The organism is Chitinophaga sp. 180180018-3, from assembly GCF_037893185.1.
Lineage (GTDB): Bacteria > Bacteroidota > Bacteroidia > Chitinophagales > Chitinophagaceae > Chitinophaga.
In genome coordinates, this window is sequence record NZ_CP140772.1 from 2932927 (window position 1) to 2951957 (window position 19031).

The window sequence follows — 19031 nt, forward strand, 5'->3', positions numbered from 1 at the left end:
TCTGAGATGTCCAGACTATTTAAAATCGGTATGTATGTACCGCTTATGCCCGTGGTATTGGTGATAATGATGCAGAGTGCCTGCAGGCAGCAGGAACATGCGCCGCTGGCGGTTGCTAAGGGATCGCATATCTCCATGATTGGCGCCAACCTGGGATCGAGAATGATAAATTATGATAATTTTGAAACGGAGCTGTATGTACGTTATCCGGAGTATAACCTGAACATCCGTAATATGTGCGATGGTGGCGAAACTCCCGGTTTCCGGCCGCATGCCGGCAGGAATTCTCCGTGGGCTTTCCCCGGCGCGGAAAAATTCTGCCCTGAGTTAGCCAAAGAAGTGGATTCGATGGAGAACCCCAGCCAGGGCACTTTTGAAACACCTGATCAATGGTTAACCCGGCTCAAAACAGATGTGATCATTGCCTTCTTCGGCTACAGCGAATCATTTGCAGGGAAAGAAGGGCTTGATAACTACAAAGGTGAATTGGATGCCTTTATCAAATGGACCCTGAAACAAAAATATAATGGTACTTCAATACCACAGCTGGCCATTGTTTCGCCCATTGCTTTCGAAAATCTGTCCGACAGATATGATCTCCCTGATGGTAAAAAAGAAAATGAAAACCTGGCTTTATATACACAGGCCATGAAGGAAGTGGCCGCGCAGAATAATGTACTGTTTGTAGATGCCTTTACTCCTTCACAAAAATGGTACAGGGATACGAAGGAACCGTTGACCATCGATGGTTCTCAGTTGAATGAAGAAGGATATAAGAAATTAGGAATTTTACTGGTAGATGAGATTTTTGGAAAAGCCGCTCCTAAAGCTGAAGCTAACAGGCAGCTGGTTCATGATGCGGTAAAGGAAAAAAACTGGATGTGGCTGAACGATTATAAAATCCCTAACGGCGTGCATGTATTCGGCCGCCGGTATAATCCCTATGGACCAGATAACTATCCCGCTGAAATAGAGAAGATCCGGGGAATGACGGCTGTCAGGGATACGGCCGTGTGGCTGGCGGCTTCCAAAGGACAGAAACTGGATATTGCAACGGAAGATAAATATACCAAAGTATTACCGCCGGTTAAAACCAACTATGATCCGGCTAACACGAAGAATGGCAGTCTGCGCTATCTCAGCGGGGCGGAAGCCGTTAAAAAGCTGAAAGTGCCACCAGGATATAAGGTAGAGCTTTTCGCCTCTGAAGAGCAGTTCAAAGACCTGGCTAAACCTATGCAGATGTCGTTCGACAATAAAGGTCGTTTATGGGTAGCCGTTATGCCGAGTTATCCGCATTACAAACCGGGAGATGCCAAACCTGATGATAAAATTATTATTCTGGAAGATACCGACAACGACGGTAAGGCCGACAAAGAAACGGTCTTCGCCAGGGGGCTGCACCTGCCAATCGGTTTCGAGATAGCACCCGAAGGCGTTTATGTGGCGCAGGGAACCAATCTTAAATTGCTGAAAGATACCGACGGAGATGATAAAGCCGATAAGGAAGAAATCCTGCTCAGTGGATTTGATGACCACGATACACACCATAGCAGTCATGCTTTCACAGCGGATCCTTCAGGAGCCATCTATTCCGGCGAAGGAGTATTCCTGCAAACACACGTAGAAACATCCTATGGCACTATTCGTGCTTCCAACGGTGGCTTTTACAGATTCGATCCGCGGCGCAGGAAACTGGAACGCACCGCGCAATTACAGATCCCTAATCCCTGGGGTATTGCATTCGATGATTGGGGCCAGCCCTTCTTCGCGGAAACCTCCAGTCCGGATATGCGCTGGATGCTTCCCGGTACAGTGTTACCAAGATATGGCCAGTTTACACATAAATCAATACAGCTGATAGAAGAGAAGCACCTGGTACGGCCAACGTCGGGCCTGGAGTTCGTGTCCAGCCGCCACTTCCCGGATTCGATACAGGGCGACTTCCTGATCAATAATACCATCGGCTTCCTGGGAACGAAGGAACATACCTTACAGGACGATGGAACCGGCTATAAGAGCCATCATCGCCAGGATCTGCTGGTGAGCGAAGATCCTAATTTCCGGCCGGTAGATATGGAGTATGCACCCGATGGATCGTTATACGTCATCGACTGGCATAACATCCTGATCGGGCACATGCAGCACAATGCGAGAGACCCCTTGCGGGATCATTCACACGGAAGGATATACCGCATTACTTATCCATCTAAACCATTAGTAACACCCGCTCATATAGCAGGAGCCAGCATAGAAGAACTGCTGGACAATCTTAAACTGCCTGAGTACAGAACCCGCTACAGAACCCGCCGCGAGCTGAGAGGCCGAGATGTGTCGCAGGTGCTGGCCAAATTGAAAACATGGGTAGCCAACCTCGATAAAAATGATCCCAGGTACGACCATCATTTGCTGGAAGGCCTTTGGGTAAGCTGGGGACTGGATAAAGTGGATCAGGATCTTTTAAGACAGGTATTGAAAGCAAAAGATTATCATGCAAGAGCCGCAGCAGTAGAGGTAGTACGTTATACCGGCCATCAGGTAAAGGACCAGGCGGAACTGCTGATGCAAGCCGCGAAAGATGAAAATAGCCGCGTGCGTCTGATGGCGATTGTGGCCGCTTCCTGGATAGGCAAAGAAAAAGGGTTGCCCATTTTAGCAGAAGCTAAGAAAATGCCGCTGGACGAGTGGATGATCCACGCCTATGAAACTGCAGTGGCCCATTTAAATGGGATGAATGTAAAGAGTGAAAAAGAAGCAGGCGCCAACACGAAACTAAAAGGTGCAGAACTGGCATTGTTTAATCAGGGAAAGAAAATCTACTCCATCGAAGGATATTGCAGAACGTGCCATCAGCCGGATGGCAAAGGGTTACCTGATTCAGGCTTCCCACCGCTTGCCGGCTCAGAATGGGTATCGGGCAGCGACGAACGGCTGATTAAACTGGTCATGAAAGGAGTAATGGGGCCCATAGTAGTAAATAATAAAGCCTACCCCGGACAGGTTCCTATGACTCCCTTTGGCGGTTTGCTGAAAGATGATGAGGTAGCAGCAGTGCTCACTTATGTCCGGAATTCATTCGGAAATACAGGGCCTGCTATTTCTCCTGAAAAGGTGAAGCAGGTAAGAAAGGCTATAGAAAGTAAAAAAGACTTTTATTCTCCTAAAGAACTGCTTAAAGAACATCCAATGGAAAAGAAATAATCTGTCGCAGGAGCGCTATAGCAGCGCTCCTGGCTAAAATTTACCTTTTGTTAAATTACTATCTCACTTAGTGAAAATATTGCAAGGAATTGTCGATCTTAATATTTAATATTGTTAGGATATCTAATTAGTTTATTTAATTATCAACCAAAAATAAAGTAGTTGTCTTTTAAGCAATGGATATACGGTACGTAGCTAAGTACTGATGTTCACTGTAGTATTCTTTGGCTTCAACAGATATAAGCCAATCCTCTTCCTTTATTTTTCTTTTTTGATTCCGGTGTTATTATTCAACGGCACAGGCGGCCTTGCTATTACCCGGACGTAGGTATAAATCTGCTTTTAAAAACGTGCCCTAAATAGAAAATTTAACCTGAAACTTTTTAATTATGAAACAGTTTTCCACGGTGACTTTTAAAATGATGGCCCTGCGCCAGAAGATCATTTATGCTGCCTTTGCTTTACTTATGGGAGTAGCAACGCAGCTTCATGCAAAAGATCCGGCAAGGCCCGGTTATGCACGTCTGTTGCTCATGGACGTGCATGGTAAGGTGTTGGATGAGAATGGTGGTCCGGTGCCCGGTGTGAGCATAAAAGTAAAGAATGCCGACAAGGCAACCACTACAGATGGCAATGGAAACTTCAGCATCAAAGGGATTACTGATGATGCCATTTTGATGATTTCTTACATTGGCTATGTTACACAGGAGGTAAAAGTTACTTCCACGGAAATGCTGATTAAGCTGGTACCGCAGGTGAAGAAAATAGACGAAGTGGTAGTAGTAGGGTATGGTACAACTAAGAAATCAGACCTGACCGGTGCTGTTGGTACAGTTAAAGCAGACGTGCTGCAGGAGCGCCCGAGCTCTTCACTAAACCAGGGCTTATCGGGTCGCGTAACCGGGGTGAATGTATCATCCAACTCCGGAAGGCCGGGAGGTAGAACCAATATACGTATCCGCGGATCCAGCTCGTTGAGTGTATCTAATAATCCATTGTATGTAATAGATGGGGTAATATTGAATCCGGTAGATTTACGGAATGGAAGTACGCCTATCGATTACATCAACCCGAATGATATCGCTTCCATCGAAGTGTTGAAGGATGCTTCTTCCACCGCTATCTACGGCGCCCGCGGCGCCAATGGCGTCATCCTCGTTACTACAAAAAGAGGCGGCACTGGCGGAGGACGTATCACGTATGATCCGGATTTCAGTATAGGCGTGCTGCCCCGGAAACTGCCCATGCTCAATTCAAAGGAGTTTCTGGCAGTAGAAGACCTGGCTTATGCCAATGCACAGAAATATGATCCCGTTGGATGGGCAACCGGAACGAAATATGTAGATCCCAAAACCAAACGTACCAACCCTAAATTATTTGATGCACAGGGAAATCCGCTCTACGACACGGATTGGCAGGATGTGGCATTTCAAAAAGCATTCACACAAAATCATCAGCTGGGATTTACAGATGGTGATGAGAAAAGAAGTATAGGGGCCTTTTTAAACTATCGTACCCAGGAAGGGCTGGCACGTGGATCGTGGCAAGACAGATACGCAGGCCGCTTAGTGTTCGATAGTAAGATAAAAGAATGGCTGAAGGTAGGCGGTACCATGAGCTATACCGATCAGCGTGAAAAACAGGTAGATCAATTAGATGGTAGTGGTATTACCATGATGCGCCAGGTACTGGAAGCACTGCCACTCATCCCGGTAAAATATGCCGACGGCTCATGGGCCAGCAACAGGGATTATCCGGGAATGGAAGGCGGTGATAATCCGCTGCGGGTGGCAGCCGACAGGCAATCTATTCTGCATACCCAAACTTTTTTAGGTAACCTGTTTACAAACATACATTTCGCACCCGGACTGGAATTGAGATCAATCCTGGGCGTTAATATCATCAATCAGAGAGAAGATTATTTTGCAGCAAAAGGATTACGTTATATTTCAGACAACGGAGATGCTTCTGTAAACAATAGCAGGTATAACTCCTGGCAGTTTGAAAATTATCTTACCTACAACAGGGAATTTGCGAAAGTGCATAGTTTGAATGCGATGGCAGGCGTGTCCTGGCAGCATCTCGACCGTTTCGATAATTCGGCAATTACCCAGGGCTTCACAGACTCTTATTACAGGTATTATAATCTTGGTGCAGGTTCCAGTCCGCAGCCGCCTACTTCGCTGGGAATAGCCAATGGACTGAATTCTTATTTCGGCCGCGTCAACTACGGCTTCCGCAACCGGTACCTGGTTACCTTTACCGGCCGTATGGATGGTTCTTCAAAATTCGGACGTGATAATCAGTTTGCGTTCTTTCCTTCTGCTGCCCTCGCGTGGAGAGTAACAGAAGAAAATTTTATGAAGAGTATTCCCGCTATATCAAATTTAAAACTCCGCGCCAGCTATGGTGCTACTGGTAACTCCGAAATACCCGCCTACAGAGCGTTAGCGGGCCTGGGCAACTACAGTGTGATCTTTGACGGTGCGCGTAATTCAGGAGTGGGTATCGATCGTTTAGCTAACCCTGGTTTACGCTGGGAAAAAACAAAACAGGTCGATTTCGGAATGGAGCTGGGCTTGTTTTCCAACAGGCTGAACATCGAATTAGATCTGTATCGCAGAAAAGTAGATGGGATGCTGCTGGATGCTCCGTTGCCCTATACCACCGGGCGCGATAAAATATTCTCGAATGTGGGAAGCATGGAAAACAAAGGCGTTGAGGTGGGCGTTAATTCCACCAATATTAAAACAGATGATTTCTCCTGGAGTACCACCTTTAATATTTCCATCAACAAAAATAAAGTACTGGCATTGGCCAATGGCGACATACTTTCCGGCAACGGTATCATCAGGGTGGGCGAGCCCGTTGGTTCCTTCTTTGGAAGGGTAAGTTTGGGTACGTGGGGTACGAAAGAAGCGGATGAGGCAAAGAAATACAATATGCTGCCCGGCGACATCAAGTACAAAGACATCAATAATGATGGCATCATCAACGATCTGGACAGGGTGATCATCGGCAAAGGTATCCCCGATGGATACGGCACCTTCCTGAATACCTTCCAGTATAAGGCCTGGTCGCTCACCGTAGATCTGCAGTTTATGTATGGCAACGATGTACTCGACAGGAGCATACATTCAGCGGAAGACAGGCAGGGCATCGCCAACAGTTATAAAACCGTGCTGAATGCCTGGACGGAAACGAACCAGAATACCCCCATTGCGCAAATCCGTCCGATAAGCGCCTATTACACTACCAACAACGACAGCCATAAAGTAACCGACGGTTCGTTTATCCGTGGCCGTAATTTATTACTGGCGTATGTATTTCCATCAAAAACCGTATCAGCCATGAAGCTTAGCCGTCTGAGAGTATATGCCTCCGTTCAGAATTTTTTCCTGGTGACAAAGTTTAAAGGATACGATCCTGAAGTTTCCAACTCCAGCTCTCCGTTCGATCAGGGTGTAACGGTATACGACTATCCGAAGCCAAGGGTGTTTATGCTGGGGCTTAATATTGGGTTATAGTATTGTGTAATTTTTAATGAGAAAATTATGAAAACAACAATCATAAAATACGGACTGCTGGTATTAACAACAGGAACATTATGCTTGACCGGTTGCCGGAAATTTTTGGATGAATCGGATCCCAGCAATTATACAGAAGATACTTATTTTACCAAACCCGAACACGCCAGAAGCTCCGTGAATGCTATCTATGCAAGCCTGCGTGATCCGATGGTGGGTGATTTCAATGGCGCACCCTGGACGATGACGGAATTTGCCACCGGGCAGGCAGCCACAGATCTGGGCCAGGCCGTTAACAGCTACTACATAAAAGATCTCCATAATACCGCTGATAATGGCTATGGAGAAAACTACTGGAGAAATTATTATAAAGGCATCAGCAACGCAAATCTGTCTATCGCCAAAATTCCAAAAATTAATATGGATCAGACAGAGATGAAAAAGCTGTTGGGTGAAGCACGTTTTTTAAGGGCATGGTATTATTTTAATTTGGTACAAATGTTTGGTAATATCCCTTTGGTGACCGATCCTATTGATTTAAAGTCGGATCAGTTAAGACCCAAACAGGCGCCTCCGGAAGAGGTGTACAAATTAATTGTTGATGACCTGACAACCGCTGAAAACGCCGGTCTACCCTGGACAGATGCCGGTGGCAGGGCATCCCTTGGCGCTGTGAAATCATTGCTGGCCAAAGTATATCTTACGATGGCGGGATATCCTTTACAGAAAGGCAGTTCGTATTTCGACCTGGCAGCAAAGAAGGCGGAAGAAGTGCTGGATTCAAAACAATTTAAGCTGTTCAATAATTATGGAGATCTGCATAATCCGGCGAAGAAAAATGTGGATGAGAATATTTTTATGATCCAGTATAAAACACAGGTGATCCCCGGTACCTGGCAATCGCTGATCATTCCGTACAACAAAGGCATTTCTGCTTATTCTGCAGAAACAGGCGGTATATACGCTACTGCCGACTTCGTAAAATCTTACGACCCTGCTGACCAGCGTGCAAAAGAAGGCCAGTTCTTTTTTACTCAATTCAGCAGCCGGAGTGACAGAACAAAGACCGTGCAGTTGGGAGGTTATTTTTTATTTAAACTGTTTGATGTGACCGCACAAACAAGCACCGCTAACAGCGATCTGAACTGGTCGCTGATCCGTTATGCTGATGTGTTGCTGGTATATGCGGAAGCGGCCAATGAAACAGGTGGCCCCGGTGCCAAAGCGTACGATGCCGTTAACCAGATAAGAACAAGAGCAAATTTACCGGCATTGACGGGGCTCTCCAAAGATCAATTCAGGGAGGCGGTATGGCGCGAACGTTGGTACGAGCTGTGTTTCGAGAATGTGACCTGGTTTGATATGGTGCGGTTGCGCAAGGCATTTAACGTTACTACCAAAGGGTTTGATAATTATGTTGGGCATAAGTTTACTTACGGCCCGGTGTTAACGGAAAGAGAGTTGTTGTTTCCGATACCGAGCAGGGAGCTGAGGAATAATCCCAATCTGGTGCCCACGAAGGGGTATTAACAGAGATGACCAATTATATAAAACCCTCGCAGATTCAATCGTCTGCGAGGGTTTTGTTTTATATGATGGTTGCTGTTGGTAATTTTCCATTTCATTCATTTGTATTATTGTTGTTCATTTTGTTCATTTATGAGGCCAGCGAATAAAATGCACCTGCAACATCTTCTCAACACAGATATTGGCCCGATTGTAGCCGGCAGCTGGATAGCTGCCACGACAATATTTCGTAGCATGTTCAAATAGCGTTAACTAATTAGTTGGTATTTTTATAGTATATGTTTATCTCCTCAATCGGCCGCCGGATCCTCTTACTTATTGCAGTGGTATTGCTGATGCAGCAGGCAGGTGCTCAGTTGAGCAGTATCCGGCGATTACAGCGCGAGTTGCCCCAGCTTACAGATAGTAATGCTTATGTAAATACCCTCAATCAACTTGGGATGCTTTTTTACCTGAAATCGGGGGACTCATGTATTTATTATGCCCGGCAGGCAAAGGACATTGCAGAGCGGCGGCATTATAAATCCGGGTTGGCAGGTGCACTGAATGTGTTCGGGATTTTCCACATGTCGGAAAACAGTTATCTCGCTACCAAATACATGAACGAATCATTGCAGCTATATACGGAACTGGACGACAGTTCAAATATAGCCCAGTTGTATAATAATCTGGGCGTGATCTTTTACTTCGAAGGTAACCTCAACATGACCATTGCCTATTTTAGAAAAGCAGATAAAATAAGCAGGGATCTGCAGCAGGATTCGATCAGGAGTCTTATTGTGAGTAACCTGGCAGACATGGACTCTACCCTTAGTGTTACCCAGGTAGATTCTATGCAGGCGCTTTCGGCATCTATTGCCCGGAAATATAGAGATACCCTGTTATTGGGAGCGCTCAGGCAGAACCGGATATTTAGAGCTTTCATCCGCGAAAAGAGCAAGGCAAATATTGATAGTATGCTGAACCTACTTGAGATGTATGAGAAAGGAGAGAATAACTTCAGGCTTGCAGAAGGATATGCGGTATTGGCCGATGGTATGCTGGCCACAGGTGACAAATCAGCGGCGCTGACTTACTATAATAAAGCACTCCAAAAAGCTGACATCAATGCCAATTACCCACTGCGTGCCATGATGCTGGAAAAGCTGATGCATTATTATGTTTCGGTAAACAATACAGCTAAAGCCTATGAATATGCAATATTATTGTTGGATGGAAAAGATAAGTTAAACGAACGGTTGAAAAAATCCGGCTATACTTATGCAAACTTCGTGTTTAATGAAAAAGACCTGCAGCTGGCGGCCGAGAGGGCCGCTCAACAAAAAAGGATAATTGCCATATCGACTATATTATTGGTGCTGTTCTTGGTATTGCTGCTGGTGCTTTTCAGGTCATATAAGATTGCCCGGCGCGCCAGGGTTGCCCAGGAGCGGCTGGCAACAGCAACACGTCTGCGTAATGCGCAGCTGGAATCATGGGATCGTTTTAATACGATGTTGCTGGGCATCATGGCGCACGACCTGCGGCAGCCGTTTAGCTCCATCCTGTCTGTTGCAGAATTCAGGAAACATGGTATTGATTTGTCGGAGGAGGAATATGGTTTTGTCATGGATAACCTCTGGGAAACGTCATCGCAAAGTCTCCAGTTAATCGATGGGTTGTTGTCGTGGGTAAAATCTAAAAGAGAAGATTTTGATTACCGCCCGGTGTTAGTGCCGGTAAAGGACGCGTTACATCAGGCTAATATTTTTTTTGTATCCGATCAGCAGAAGAAAAGCATCCGGGTGACCACCAACATGGAGCCGGATACACTGGAGGTAAGCGCCGATAAAACCATGGTGCTATTCATCCTGCGAAATCTGCTAAACAATGCCACAAAGTTTGCCCCGGCAGGCAGTCATATTACGGTAACAGCCAGGCAGCATAACAGTATAGTGCAGATATCGGTAGCTGATGAGGGCAAGGGTATGTCGCCGGAAACTATGACAAGGTTGTTCTCTCTCGAACAGCGCGATTCCATACAGGGCGATACGAAGAAGGGCGCCGGATTGGCACTGGTAATCAGCAACGATATGGTGAAGCAGATGAATGGCAGACTTACCGTAGAAAGCGAGGAAGGAGCTGGTACTGTGTTCCATCTGGAGCTGCCGTCCTACAGAAGAGAGCTCGCATAATTTTGCTACTATCTGAAAATCACGAAATAGCGGCCAAACTGGAAATATAATAGCTGTCGCGATAATATTTCGCAGTATGCAAAAATAGCATTAATTTAATTGGTCAGTCAGTTGTTATTTTGCAGTATATGTTTATCCTATTGATCGGCCGCCGGATCCTCTTACTTATTGCAGTAGTATTGCTGATGCAGCAGGCAAGTGCTCAACTGAGCGCAATCCGGCGATTACAGCACGAGCTGCCCCAGCTTGCGGATAGCAACGCTTATGTAAACACGCTCAACCAGCTGGGACTACTTTTTTACCTGAAATCATGGGACTCCTGTATTTATTATGCCCGGCAGGCAAGGGACATAGCAGAACGGCAGCATTACAAATCGGGGATAGCGGGGGCATTGAATGTGTTCGGGATCTTCCACATGTCCGAAAACAGTTATCTCGCCACCAAATACATGAACGAATCATTGCAGCTATATACGGAACTGGACGACAGTTCAAATATAGCCCAGCTGTATAATAATCTGGGCATGATCTTTTACTTTGAGGGTAACCTCAACCAGACCCTTTCCTACGTCAGAAAAGCTGATGAAATAAGCAGGCACCTACAGCACGATTCGATCAGGAGCCTTATTGTGGCCAACCTGACAGAGATGGACTCGACCCTTAGTGTTACCCAGATAGATTCTATGCGGACGCTTTCGATATTCATTGCCCGGAAGTATAAAGACTCCCTGCTATTGGAGGAGCTCAGGCTGACCCGGATACTTACCGCTTTCATCCGCGAAAAGAGCAAGGCAAATATTGATAGTATGCTGAACATACTTGAGATGTATGAGAAAGAAGAAAATAATTTCAGGCTTGCAGTAGGATATGCAGTATTGGCCGATGGTATGCTGATCACAGGTGACAAATCAGCGGCGCTGACGTACTATAATAAAGCACTCGAAAAAGCTACCACCAACGCCAATTACCCATTGCGTACTATGATGCTGGAAAAGCTGATGCATTATTATGCTTCGGTAAACAACACAGCTAAAGCCTATGAATATGCAGTATTACTATTGGAAGCGAAAGATAAGTTAAACGAACGGTTGAAAAACTCCGGCTATACTTATGCAAATTTTGTATCTAATGAAAAAGACCTGCAGCTGGCGGCGGAGAAGTCCGCTGAACAGAAAAAGATAATTGTAATATCAACAATACTACTGGTGCTGTTCCTGGTATTGCTGATTGTGTTGCTCAGGTCATATAAAATTACGAGACGCGCTAAGGTTGTCCAGGAACAACTGGCTGCTGTAACGCAGCAGCGTAATGCCCGGTTGGAATCATGGGACCAGTTTAACAGGATGCTACTGGGCATCATGGCACACGATCTGAGGCAGCCTTTCGGTACCGTGGTGTCTTTTATAGATATGATGAAACAGGGTATTGCCCTGACAAAGGAGGAAAACAATGTTATTATGGATGGCCTCAGGGAAACTTCCATGCAGAGTATCCAATTCATCGACGGGTTATTAGCCTGGGTGAAATCCAAGCGGGAAGATTTTGCTTATCATCCGGTACCGGTATCCGTACAGGATGCGGTACAGCAGGCCAATGTGTTCTTTGTATCCGATCAGCAAAAGAAAAACGTTGAACTGAACGCCAGCGTGGAGCCGGCATCCCTGGCTGTAAGCGCCGATAGAACCATGTTGTTATTCATTTTACGCAATCTGCTTAGTAATGCCACTAAGTATGCTCCTCCGGGCAGCCATATTACCGTTGCTGCTGAACAACACAATCGTGCAGTGAAGCTGTCAGTAGCTGATGAGGGCATGGGGATGTCGCCGGAAGCCGTGACGAGGTTGTTCACGCTCGGGCAGAACGATGCCGTAAAGACCGACACATTGAAAGGCGCGGGGCTGGCGCTGGTCATCAGCTACGACATGGTAAAACAGATGCAGGGTAAACTTACAGTTGAAAGTGAGAAGGGGGCGGGCACAGTGTTCCGGCTGGAGTTACCTTGCTAGCTTATGATCTCCGCTTTCATCGGTTTACATCACCTTCACCAGCTGGCTGTTAAGCTTCACCAGCTCGCCTTTCCGGGTGTTATAACTAACAGACTTATTACCTGCCTTAATATTCAAAGGACCGCCAAGCTTTGATACAATAGTTGCTTTTACCAGTTGCCCCTGTTGCCATTCCATATCCACTACAAATCCGCCGCGGGCACAAAGTCCTGCAACACGGCCACTGGCCAGCGCATCGGGGAGCGAAGGCAGCAGCGATATTTCAAAAGAGCCGTCGCTTCGTTTATGTTGACTTTGCAGCAGCATCTCCGCTATGGCTGCAGTAGCGCCGAAATTACCGTCGATCTGAAAAGGTGGATGATTGTCGAACAGGTTGGGCAATGTTTTTTTAGTGATCAATCCAGAGAGTAAACGAAACGCGTGGTTACCGTCGTGCAGGCGATTCCACATATTAATCTTCCAGGCAAGGCTCCAGCCGGTGCCATCATCTCCGCGGCCTTCCAGGGTTTTACGGGCGGCTGCTGCCAGCTCAGGAGTGCCTTCCATGGTGATCTGATTGCCCGGATACAATCCGAATAAATGGGAGGTATGACGGTGATGTGGTTCCACTTCCTTATAATCTTCTGCCCATTCCATAATACGGCCGGTAGCCGGACTGATACGCACAGGCGCCAGGCGTTTTAATGCGGCTGCACACTGATCTTTGAAAGCAGGATCTATGCCCAGTGTTTCGGCCGCTGCGATACAATTGCCCAACAGGTTGTGAATGATTTCTATATCCATGGTGGCGCCGTAGGTGAACACGGATTTAGTGCCATCAGCCAGCAGGAAAGCATTTTCCGGAGAGTAGGAGGGATTGGTGACCAATTTACCGGGGCAGACAGTTCCGGCAGGAGCTTCCACCATGAAGTCGAGCATAAACTCAGCTGCACCTTTCATCAGCGGATAGCCCGTGTGCGATAGAAATTTTTTATCGCCGGTATAGCAATAATGTTCCCAGAGATGTTGCGCGAGCCAGGCTGCTCCCATGGGCCATATACCCTGTGGTCCGTCTGCGGGCGCAGTAAAGCCCCAGGCATCGGTGAGGTGGTGCACTACCCAGCCTCTGGCGCCATATGTCTGGCGGGCGGTGCGTGCGCCGGGTTTAGCCAGCTCTTCTTCCAGATCAAACAGCGGCCCGTGAAGTTCACTCAGGTTAGTGATTTCTGCCGGCCAGTAATTCATCTGCACATTGATGTTGGTGTGATAGTCGGCGTTCCATGGTGGCGTCATCTGCCATGCCCAGAGCCCCTGCAGATTGGCTGGCATACATCCCGGCTGCGAGCTGGAGATCAGCAGATAGCGGCCAAACTGGAAGTACAATTCCACCAAACCGGCATCAGGACTGCCAGCGCGTCGTGCATATTCCAGGCGTTCATCCGTAGGAAGAACGGCAGCCTGGGCATCACCTGTCTCAAAATGTAAACTCATTCGATCTGCATACTGTTTGTAAGCCGCTATATGCGCCGATTTTAAAGCCGCATAGGATCTAGCGGCAACAGCAGTCGCCTTGCTCCGGCATTGCTGTATAGGATCTGTATTAACAGTAGTAATGCCTTTGGCAAGATTTTTCAGACCAGGATAATTAGTAGCGCCGGTTATAAACAGGGTAGCGCTGTTGGCATTTTCTACGTGTAAAATCCCATCTTTTACATACACTTTCCCTCCGCTGCTGAGTACTTTAGCACGGGCAGCAAACTTTATTCCACGGGCATTTCCATCTTTATCCTTTACCGGCAGCCGGCCTTCCAGGATGAGTGCTGCCGGATCAGCTGCATCCGGAATGCATTGCGCATCCTGCTGCCGTTTGAGCACGAGCCGGAAGTTGATTTTACCGGGCTGGCTGGCAGTAAACTTTACAATAACAGCATCGTTAGCCAGTGAGGCAAAATTTTCGCGGGTATACTCCACGCCATCGGACGTGTACTTTACCGTTGCCACCGCAGTAGCAAGATCGAGACTACGGGTGTAATGGTTCGCCGCCATTACCGGCTGATCGAGCCATACTTCGCTCAGCGATTGATAGGGCTTTATCCTTTCGGGCTTGCCCAGCATGGTTTCGCTGGCCAGCTTCACCGCTTCGTTGTTTTTGTTTTCAAAAAGAAGCCGCCTTACTTCGGGGAGTGCTTTTAAGGCTGCAGGATTATCGGCATCCATCGGGTATCCATCCCACAGGGTGCTTTCGTTTAGCTGTATCCGTTCGTCTGCCACGCCGCCGAATATCATGGCGCCTATGCGGCCGTTGCCTATAGGTAATGCTTCCTCCCATACATGGGCAGGGTTGCGATACCATAACACGTTGCCTTTAAGCGGCTCGCCTGATTGTCCGCTGCATTGTGCTCTGTCGCTCCATTTCGCAGTGATGTCTGCAGGTCTTTCAACGGCAGGCAGGGGTGTAGTTTGCGCATGTGCGGTAGTGGCAAATAATAAAAGGCCTGGGATCCAGGAGTATTTTCTGAACGAGGAATTGATCATTAATGAGCTTTTTTACAGGGCAATAGGAGAAAATTAGAAAATAAATAGTAGGGGTGGAAGGGAAATTCGGGGTATCGGTAAAAAAATATTATCAATTGTTCAATAAGTATATGAATTCCTTTGAAAGCTGATGGATAGCACTTTGGCCGCAATTTTATCAGAAATGTCGTATTTTAGCCATCAGAACCACTAGCAACCATATGCTCATTGTCCCAAAAGATAGTGTTATCCCATTCGTTTTATGTTAATACCCGTTTGTCATGAAATTCATACTACCAGATCCTTTACAAAGTCAGGCATCTATGGCTGAACGTTTCCCGCTAAGTGAAGAACGAGACTTGTTGCCCTTTTTAAGAGCCACCTACATTACCGGCGCTTTTGGTGAAATATATCAGCAACAAACCCCAACGGATGTTTATACCATTTATCTGCATTTCTTCCGTATGAAGCAGGCAATTCGCCTGCAAACAATTGTTTCAGAACCGATGGTCACATTAAGTTATGCGTTGAAGGGCAACCTTACTTTTTTGCTAAATGGCTCCCAAAAAACACTGATACAAAATGGATGGTATCATTTGTACTACATTCCGGCCGGCAATTACACGGTGCAGATGCCTAAAGGAGAAGTAGTGATATTTCAAATAAATCTGCCGGCGAAATTGATACAGGGCCTGGGACAAAATAATCAGGTGATGAGGGAGGTACTGGAGAATATACTAACCAACAGCAGGAGAGGGCTCCAGCAAGATGCCGCAGAAATTACTCCAAAGGTAAACTCCATACTGGACAGCATATATAGTTGCGAATTAAACGAGGCGGAAAGGGATATTTTTCTGCATGCCCGAATCTGTGATTTGTTGTTATTGTATTTGTCTGCAATGAATGAAACACAAAAGGATTTTTGTACAAAGTATCATTTTTCTCCTGAAGACCTGCAATCTCTGCGAGCGGCCGGCGCTATACTGGCCGGCGAATTACATAAGCCGATACAGCTGGAGGAAATCGCAAGGCAGGTACATTTACATGTCCGGAAACTGACAGCAGGTTTTCGTATGCTCTATGGGGTTAGTGTATATGAATGGTTGACGGAAGTAAGAATGGAGAGGGCGAAGCAGTTGTTACAAAACGGGCATATCAACATTCATGATATAGCCTATGAAGTTGGGTACAATTCAGCATCGGGTTTTATCAGGGCTTTTAAAACCTTCACTGGTTATACACCTGCGCATTACCAGAAATAAAACCCCGGAGCATATATTCGATGCCCCGGGGCGATCAGTACTTTACTACAATACCTGCTCTTTCAGGGTAACATTTCCTGGCAGGTCAGACGCCTGCACTTTTATTTTAGCGCCTGTTGTTGGAGCATGCTCCTGGGTGGCTGTATAGATCCAGTCGAGGCCAATGTTCTGCTGTACTGCATTTCCTGTTTCCAGCAGTTGGTTATCGGCGCTGTAAACAGATACCACTACCGCCCTAACCCTGAAGTCATCTATTGCCCGGATACGTATGGTACTTCCGGTCTTACCTGTGTAATTGAGCGCATCTATTTCCCTGATCTCAGGAGCGCGGAAAGCGTCTGCCAAAGCAAGGTTATAGGCCGATTGCCCATTCTTTGCCACAGCACGATATTGGGCCAGCAAATCGGGGTTAGCCATTACTGATTTAGCATACAGGGTGGCTGTCTGGAAACGCTCTCTGACCACCTGTTGTGCAGGAGTGGGATTTCCTTTGACATGTGTAGGCCTTTTACTTAAAATGGACTGACCGAAACGTTGACGAATAACCACCTGTTTTGCAAAGGTGCCATGTGTTCCCTGCAGGATCACATTGTCTGTTGCTTTTGCCATAAAATAATCCATTTAGTGGTGAGAAAATACTGAACAGTGTCAGGCCGGCCGGTCCCGTAACCTTCAGTGTTGAACGATTCAAAGTTGATACATTCTTTCGTCAAAGGATGTGCAGATCCGGAGAAAAAATGTGCAGAAACGTAGAATCTGGTGTTTTGAGCGCATGGGAAGAAAGTATCAGTTTAGGACTTGGATTGGCACTTGGTGGAGCGAAGGTGGAATATAGGATAAGCGAAGGATAATCGAATGAGAACCGAAGGTGAGTAGGTAATCGGTTGAAGAACAATGATGTAGAAAGAAAGAAGAATGACTGAAGATGGATGATCTGATATTATTTTCGCTTACTCCAGCGGAAGTTAGCAGATTTGCGCTTTTTTATGTGGCTCCTTCATGATGACTTTTTTATGGAATAAATCATTTTTGATATCTTCCATATCCCGGGGACGGAATTACCTGGCGGTTGCCCCAAATACTAATCAAAAATCAAGCGAATGAAAAAAATCAGGGACGAGTTAATAAGAACTATTTCATCAATAAAGAATGGGAGAAAAGCAAAGGGAGAGACTATTACTGAAGCAGAAATTGCTGATAAGGTGGGTGTTTCCGAAGAACAGTTGCATGCTTATCTGAATGGAGAACAAAAGATCCCGGGTGATTTTATATCCAAAGTTAATTCGGCTTTTAACTTGATAATTACCATGGTACAGTTCACTGACGAAGTAGATTTTCCTGATCCGTTGGAGGAAGAAATAGGATCTGATGAAAGCAACAGAAAATCTCTGGAAGCCTGCATTTCCATTATTAAGGGGCATGGACGAGCTAACGGGGAAACTATTACAGAGGAAGATATAGCAAACCAGATAGGGATTTCCGCGGAGCAAATTGATGTCTGGTTAAAAGGGGAAGTGCCAACTCCTGCTGATCTGACGGGCAGGCTGCTATCTGCTTATCAGCCTCTTCTTGATGCTGTGAGGATGGAGAATAATAAAGAGCATCTAAAACGTACGGTCGTTTGGGTTAGGAATCTTGGGTTAGCGGCCGGAAGGAATATTCAGCTGGAAGAGATGGCGGGGAAAATAGGTATTTCTGTTGAACAGCTGTATAATTGCCTGAACGACCAGAGTATAGTAGAGGATGATTTTGCAAATAGGCTGGAATCGGCTTACCCGGAGCTTTTTCAGCGGGAAATGAGTGTTGAGATGACGGAGGATTTTTATCAGATAATGGAAAGGTATAGCGGAGGTCATTAGGAATACTGAATTTACACCCGATAGTCTCTGAATATTAATTAACTGCTCTTTTTTATTCTTTAACTGGCAACCTGGGTTAATTATATTATCGTTAAGTTAGTAGTATTTACTTAATTTTATGTCCGAAAATACAGCGCATTTGACAACGCAGGAATTCATTGCCGCAGCATTGCTCGAGGACGTGGGCAATGGCGATTACTCTACACTGGCATCCATACCAGCCGATGCGAAAGGTAAGGCGGTACTTAAAATAAAGGACGAAGGCATATTGGCAGGCATGCAGCTGGCGCAGGATATTTTTCATCATCTGGAAGAAGATGCAAAATTCACCCTCTATAAAAAAGATGGTGATGCTGTAGATAATGGTGAAACCGCGTTTACCGTTGAAGCCAGCGTGCATACCATATTAAAAGCAGAAAGACTGGTGCTTAACTGCATGCAGCGCATGAGCGGCATCGCAACGCTTACCAATAAGTACACCGATAAAATAAAAGGCTACAAAACCAAAATACTCGATACCCGCAAAACCACGCCGCTGTTCCGCGAATACGAAAAGCAGGCAGTGCGCATTGGCGGCGGTTACAACCTTCGCATGGGATTGTACGATATGATCATGCTGAAGGACAACCATATCGACTTTTGTGGCGGCATAGAGCAGGCCATACAGAAAACCAACGAGTACCTTGCCGCCAACAACCGCCACCTGAAAATAGAGATCGAGACCCGTAACCTCGATGATGTGCGCCGTGTGCTTGCTGTCGGCAATGTACACCGCATCATGCTCGATAACTACTCGCCGGAACTATTGGAAGAAGCAATTGAGCTGATTGACGGTAAGTACGAGACCGAGGCGTCGGGCGGTATCAGTCTCGATAACATTATTTCATATGCCCGTACTGGTGTCGATTACGTCTCATGTGGCGCTATCATACATCATGCTGTGAGCATGGACCTTAGTTTAAAAGCACACAAAATTTAGAGC

10 protein-coding genes are annotated in these 19031 nt (G+C 46.3%); 8 read left to right on the forward strand and 2 right to left on the reverse strand.

Annotated features, from left to right (window positions below):
• The first annotated feature begins 6 nt into the window (after positions 1-6).
• The 5 genes from UNH61_RS11505 (at position 7) to UNH61_RS11525 (ending at position 12435) form a co-directional block, all read left to right on the forward strand.
• Positions 7-3201 (forward strand): PVC-type heme-binding CxxCH protein, encoded by a 3195-nt coding sequence (locus tag UNH61_RS11505; protein WP_339071011.1) that lies wholly within the window; start codon positions 7-9, stop codon positions 3199-3201.
• A 389-nt stretch (positions 3202-3590) separates the two neighbouring features.
• A complete protein-coding gene (locus UNH61_RS11510; protein ID WP_339071012.1) occupies positions 3591-6728 on the forward strand; it encodes a TonB-dependent receptor in 3138 nt (1045 codons plus the stop codon).
• 27 nt (positions 6729-6755) lie between these two features.
• Positions 6756-8258: a RagB/SusD family nutrient uptake outer membrane protein gene (locus UNH61_RS11515; RefSeq protein ID WP_339071013.1), complete on the forward strand. Its 1503-nt coding sequence runs from the start codon at positions 6756-6758 to the stop codon at positions 8256-8258.
• 275 nt (positions 8259-8533) lie between these two features.
• Complete coding sequence (locus UNH61_RS11520; protein ID WP_339071014.1) at positions 8534-10429, forward strand: ATP-binding protein; 1896 nt, start codon at positions 8534-8536, stop codon at positions 10427-10429.
• A 128-nt stretch (positions 10430-10557) separates the two neighbouring features.
• Positions 10558-12435: a HAMP domain-containing sensor histidine kinase gene (locus UNH61_RS11525; protein ID WP_339071015.1), complete on the forward strand. Its 1878-nt coding sequence runs from the start codon at positions 10558-10560 to the stop codon at positions 12433-12435.
• 24 nt (positions 12436-12459) lie between these two features.
• Here UNH61_RS11525 and UNH61_RS11530 read toward each other — a convergent pair whose 3' ends face one another.
• Positions 12460-14949: a glycoside hydrolase family 95 protein gene (locus UNH61_RS11530; RefSeq protein ID WP_339071016.1), complete on the reverse strand. Its 2490-nt coding sequence runs from the start codon at positions 14947-14949 to the stop codon at positions 12460-12462.
• 260 nt (positions 14950-15209) lie between these two features.
• On the opposite strand from UNH61_RS11530, the gene UNH61_RS11535 reads away from it, so the two are divergent.
• A complete protein-coding gene (locus tag UNH61_RS11535) occupies positions 15210-16190 on the forward strand; it encodes an AraC family transcriptional regulator (protein WP_339071017.1) in 981 nt (326 codons plus the stop codon).
• A 45-nt stretch (positions 16191-16235) separates the two neighbouring features.
• Here UNH61_RS11535 and UNH61_RS11540 read toward each other — a convergent pair whose 3' ends face one another.
• Positions 16236-16799 carry a hypothetical protein gene (locus UNH61_RS11540; RefSeq protein ID WP_339071019.1) on the reverse strand — a complete coding sequence of 188 codons (564 nt, stop codon included), beginning with the start codon at positions 16797-16799 and terminating at the stop codon, positions 16236-16238.
• 491 nt (positions 16800-17290) lie between these two features.
• Between UNH61_RS11540 and UNH61_RS11545 the strand changes: the two genes are divergently transcribed.
• Complete coding sequence (locus UNH61_RS11545; protein WP_339071020.1) at positions 17291-18049, forward strand: helix-turn-helix transcriptional regulator; 759 nt, start codon at positions 17291-17293, stop codon at positions 18047-18049.
• A gap of 118 nt (positions 18050-18167) precedes the next feature.
• Positions 18168-19028, forward strand: a complete 861-nt coding sequence (gene nadC / locus UNH61_RS11550) for a carboxylating nicotinate-nucleotide diphosphorylase (RefSeq protein ID WP_339071021.1) — start codon at positions 18168-18170, stop codon at positions 19026-19028.
• The last annotated feature ends 3 nt before the right edge of the window (positions 19029-19031 follow it).

Excerpts from the sequence above, each read along its gene's own strand:
- UNH61_RS11505 (WP_339071011.1), top strand. The coding sequence starts at position 7 with ATGTCCAGACTATTTAAAATCGGTATGTATGTACCGCTTATGCCCGTG.
- UNH61_RS11510 (WP_339071012.1), top strand. The coding sequence starts at position 3,591 with ATGAAACAGTTTTCCACGGTGACTTTTAAAATGATGGCCCTGCGCCAG.
- UNH61_RS11515 (WP_339071013.1), top strand. The coding sequence starts at position 6,756 with ATGAAAACAACAATCATAAAATACGGACTGCTGGTATTAACAACAGGA.
- UNH61_RS11520 (WP_339071014.1), top strand. The coding sequence starts at position 8,534 with ATGTTTATCTCCTCAATCGGCCGCCGGATCCTCTTACTTATTGCAGTG.
- UNH61_RS11525 (WP_339071015.1), top strand. The coding sequence starts at position 10,558 with ATGTTTATCCTATTGATCGGCCGCCGGATCCTCTTACTTATTGCAGTA.
- UNH61_RS11530 (WP_339071016.1), bottom strand. The coding sequence starts at position 14,949 with ATGATCAATTCCTCGTTCAGAAAATACTCCTGGATCCCAGGCCTTTTA.
- UNH61_RS11535 (WP_339071017.1), top strand. The coding sequence starts at position 15,210 with ATGAAATTCATACTACCAGATCCTTTACAAAGTCAGGCATCTATGGCT.
- UNH61_RS11540 (WP_339071019.1), bottom strand. The coding sequence starts at position 16,799 with ATGGCAAAAGCAACAGACAATGTGATCCTGCAGGGAACACATGGCACC.
- UNH61_RS11545 (WP_339071020.1), top strand. The coding sequence starts at position 17,291 with ATGAAAAAAATCAGGGACGAGTTAATAAGAACTATTTCATCAATAAAG.
- nadC (WP_339071021.1), top strand. The coding sequence starts at position 18,168 with ATGTCCGAAAATACAGCGCATTTGACAACGCAGGAATTCATTGCCGCA.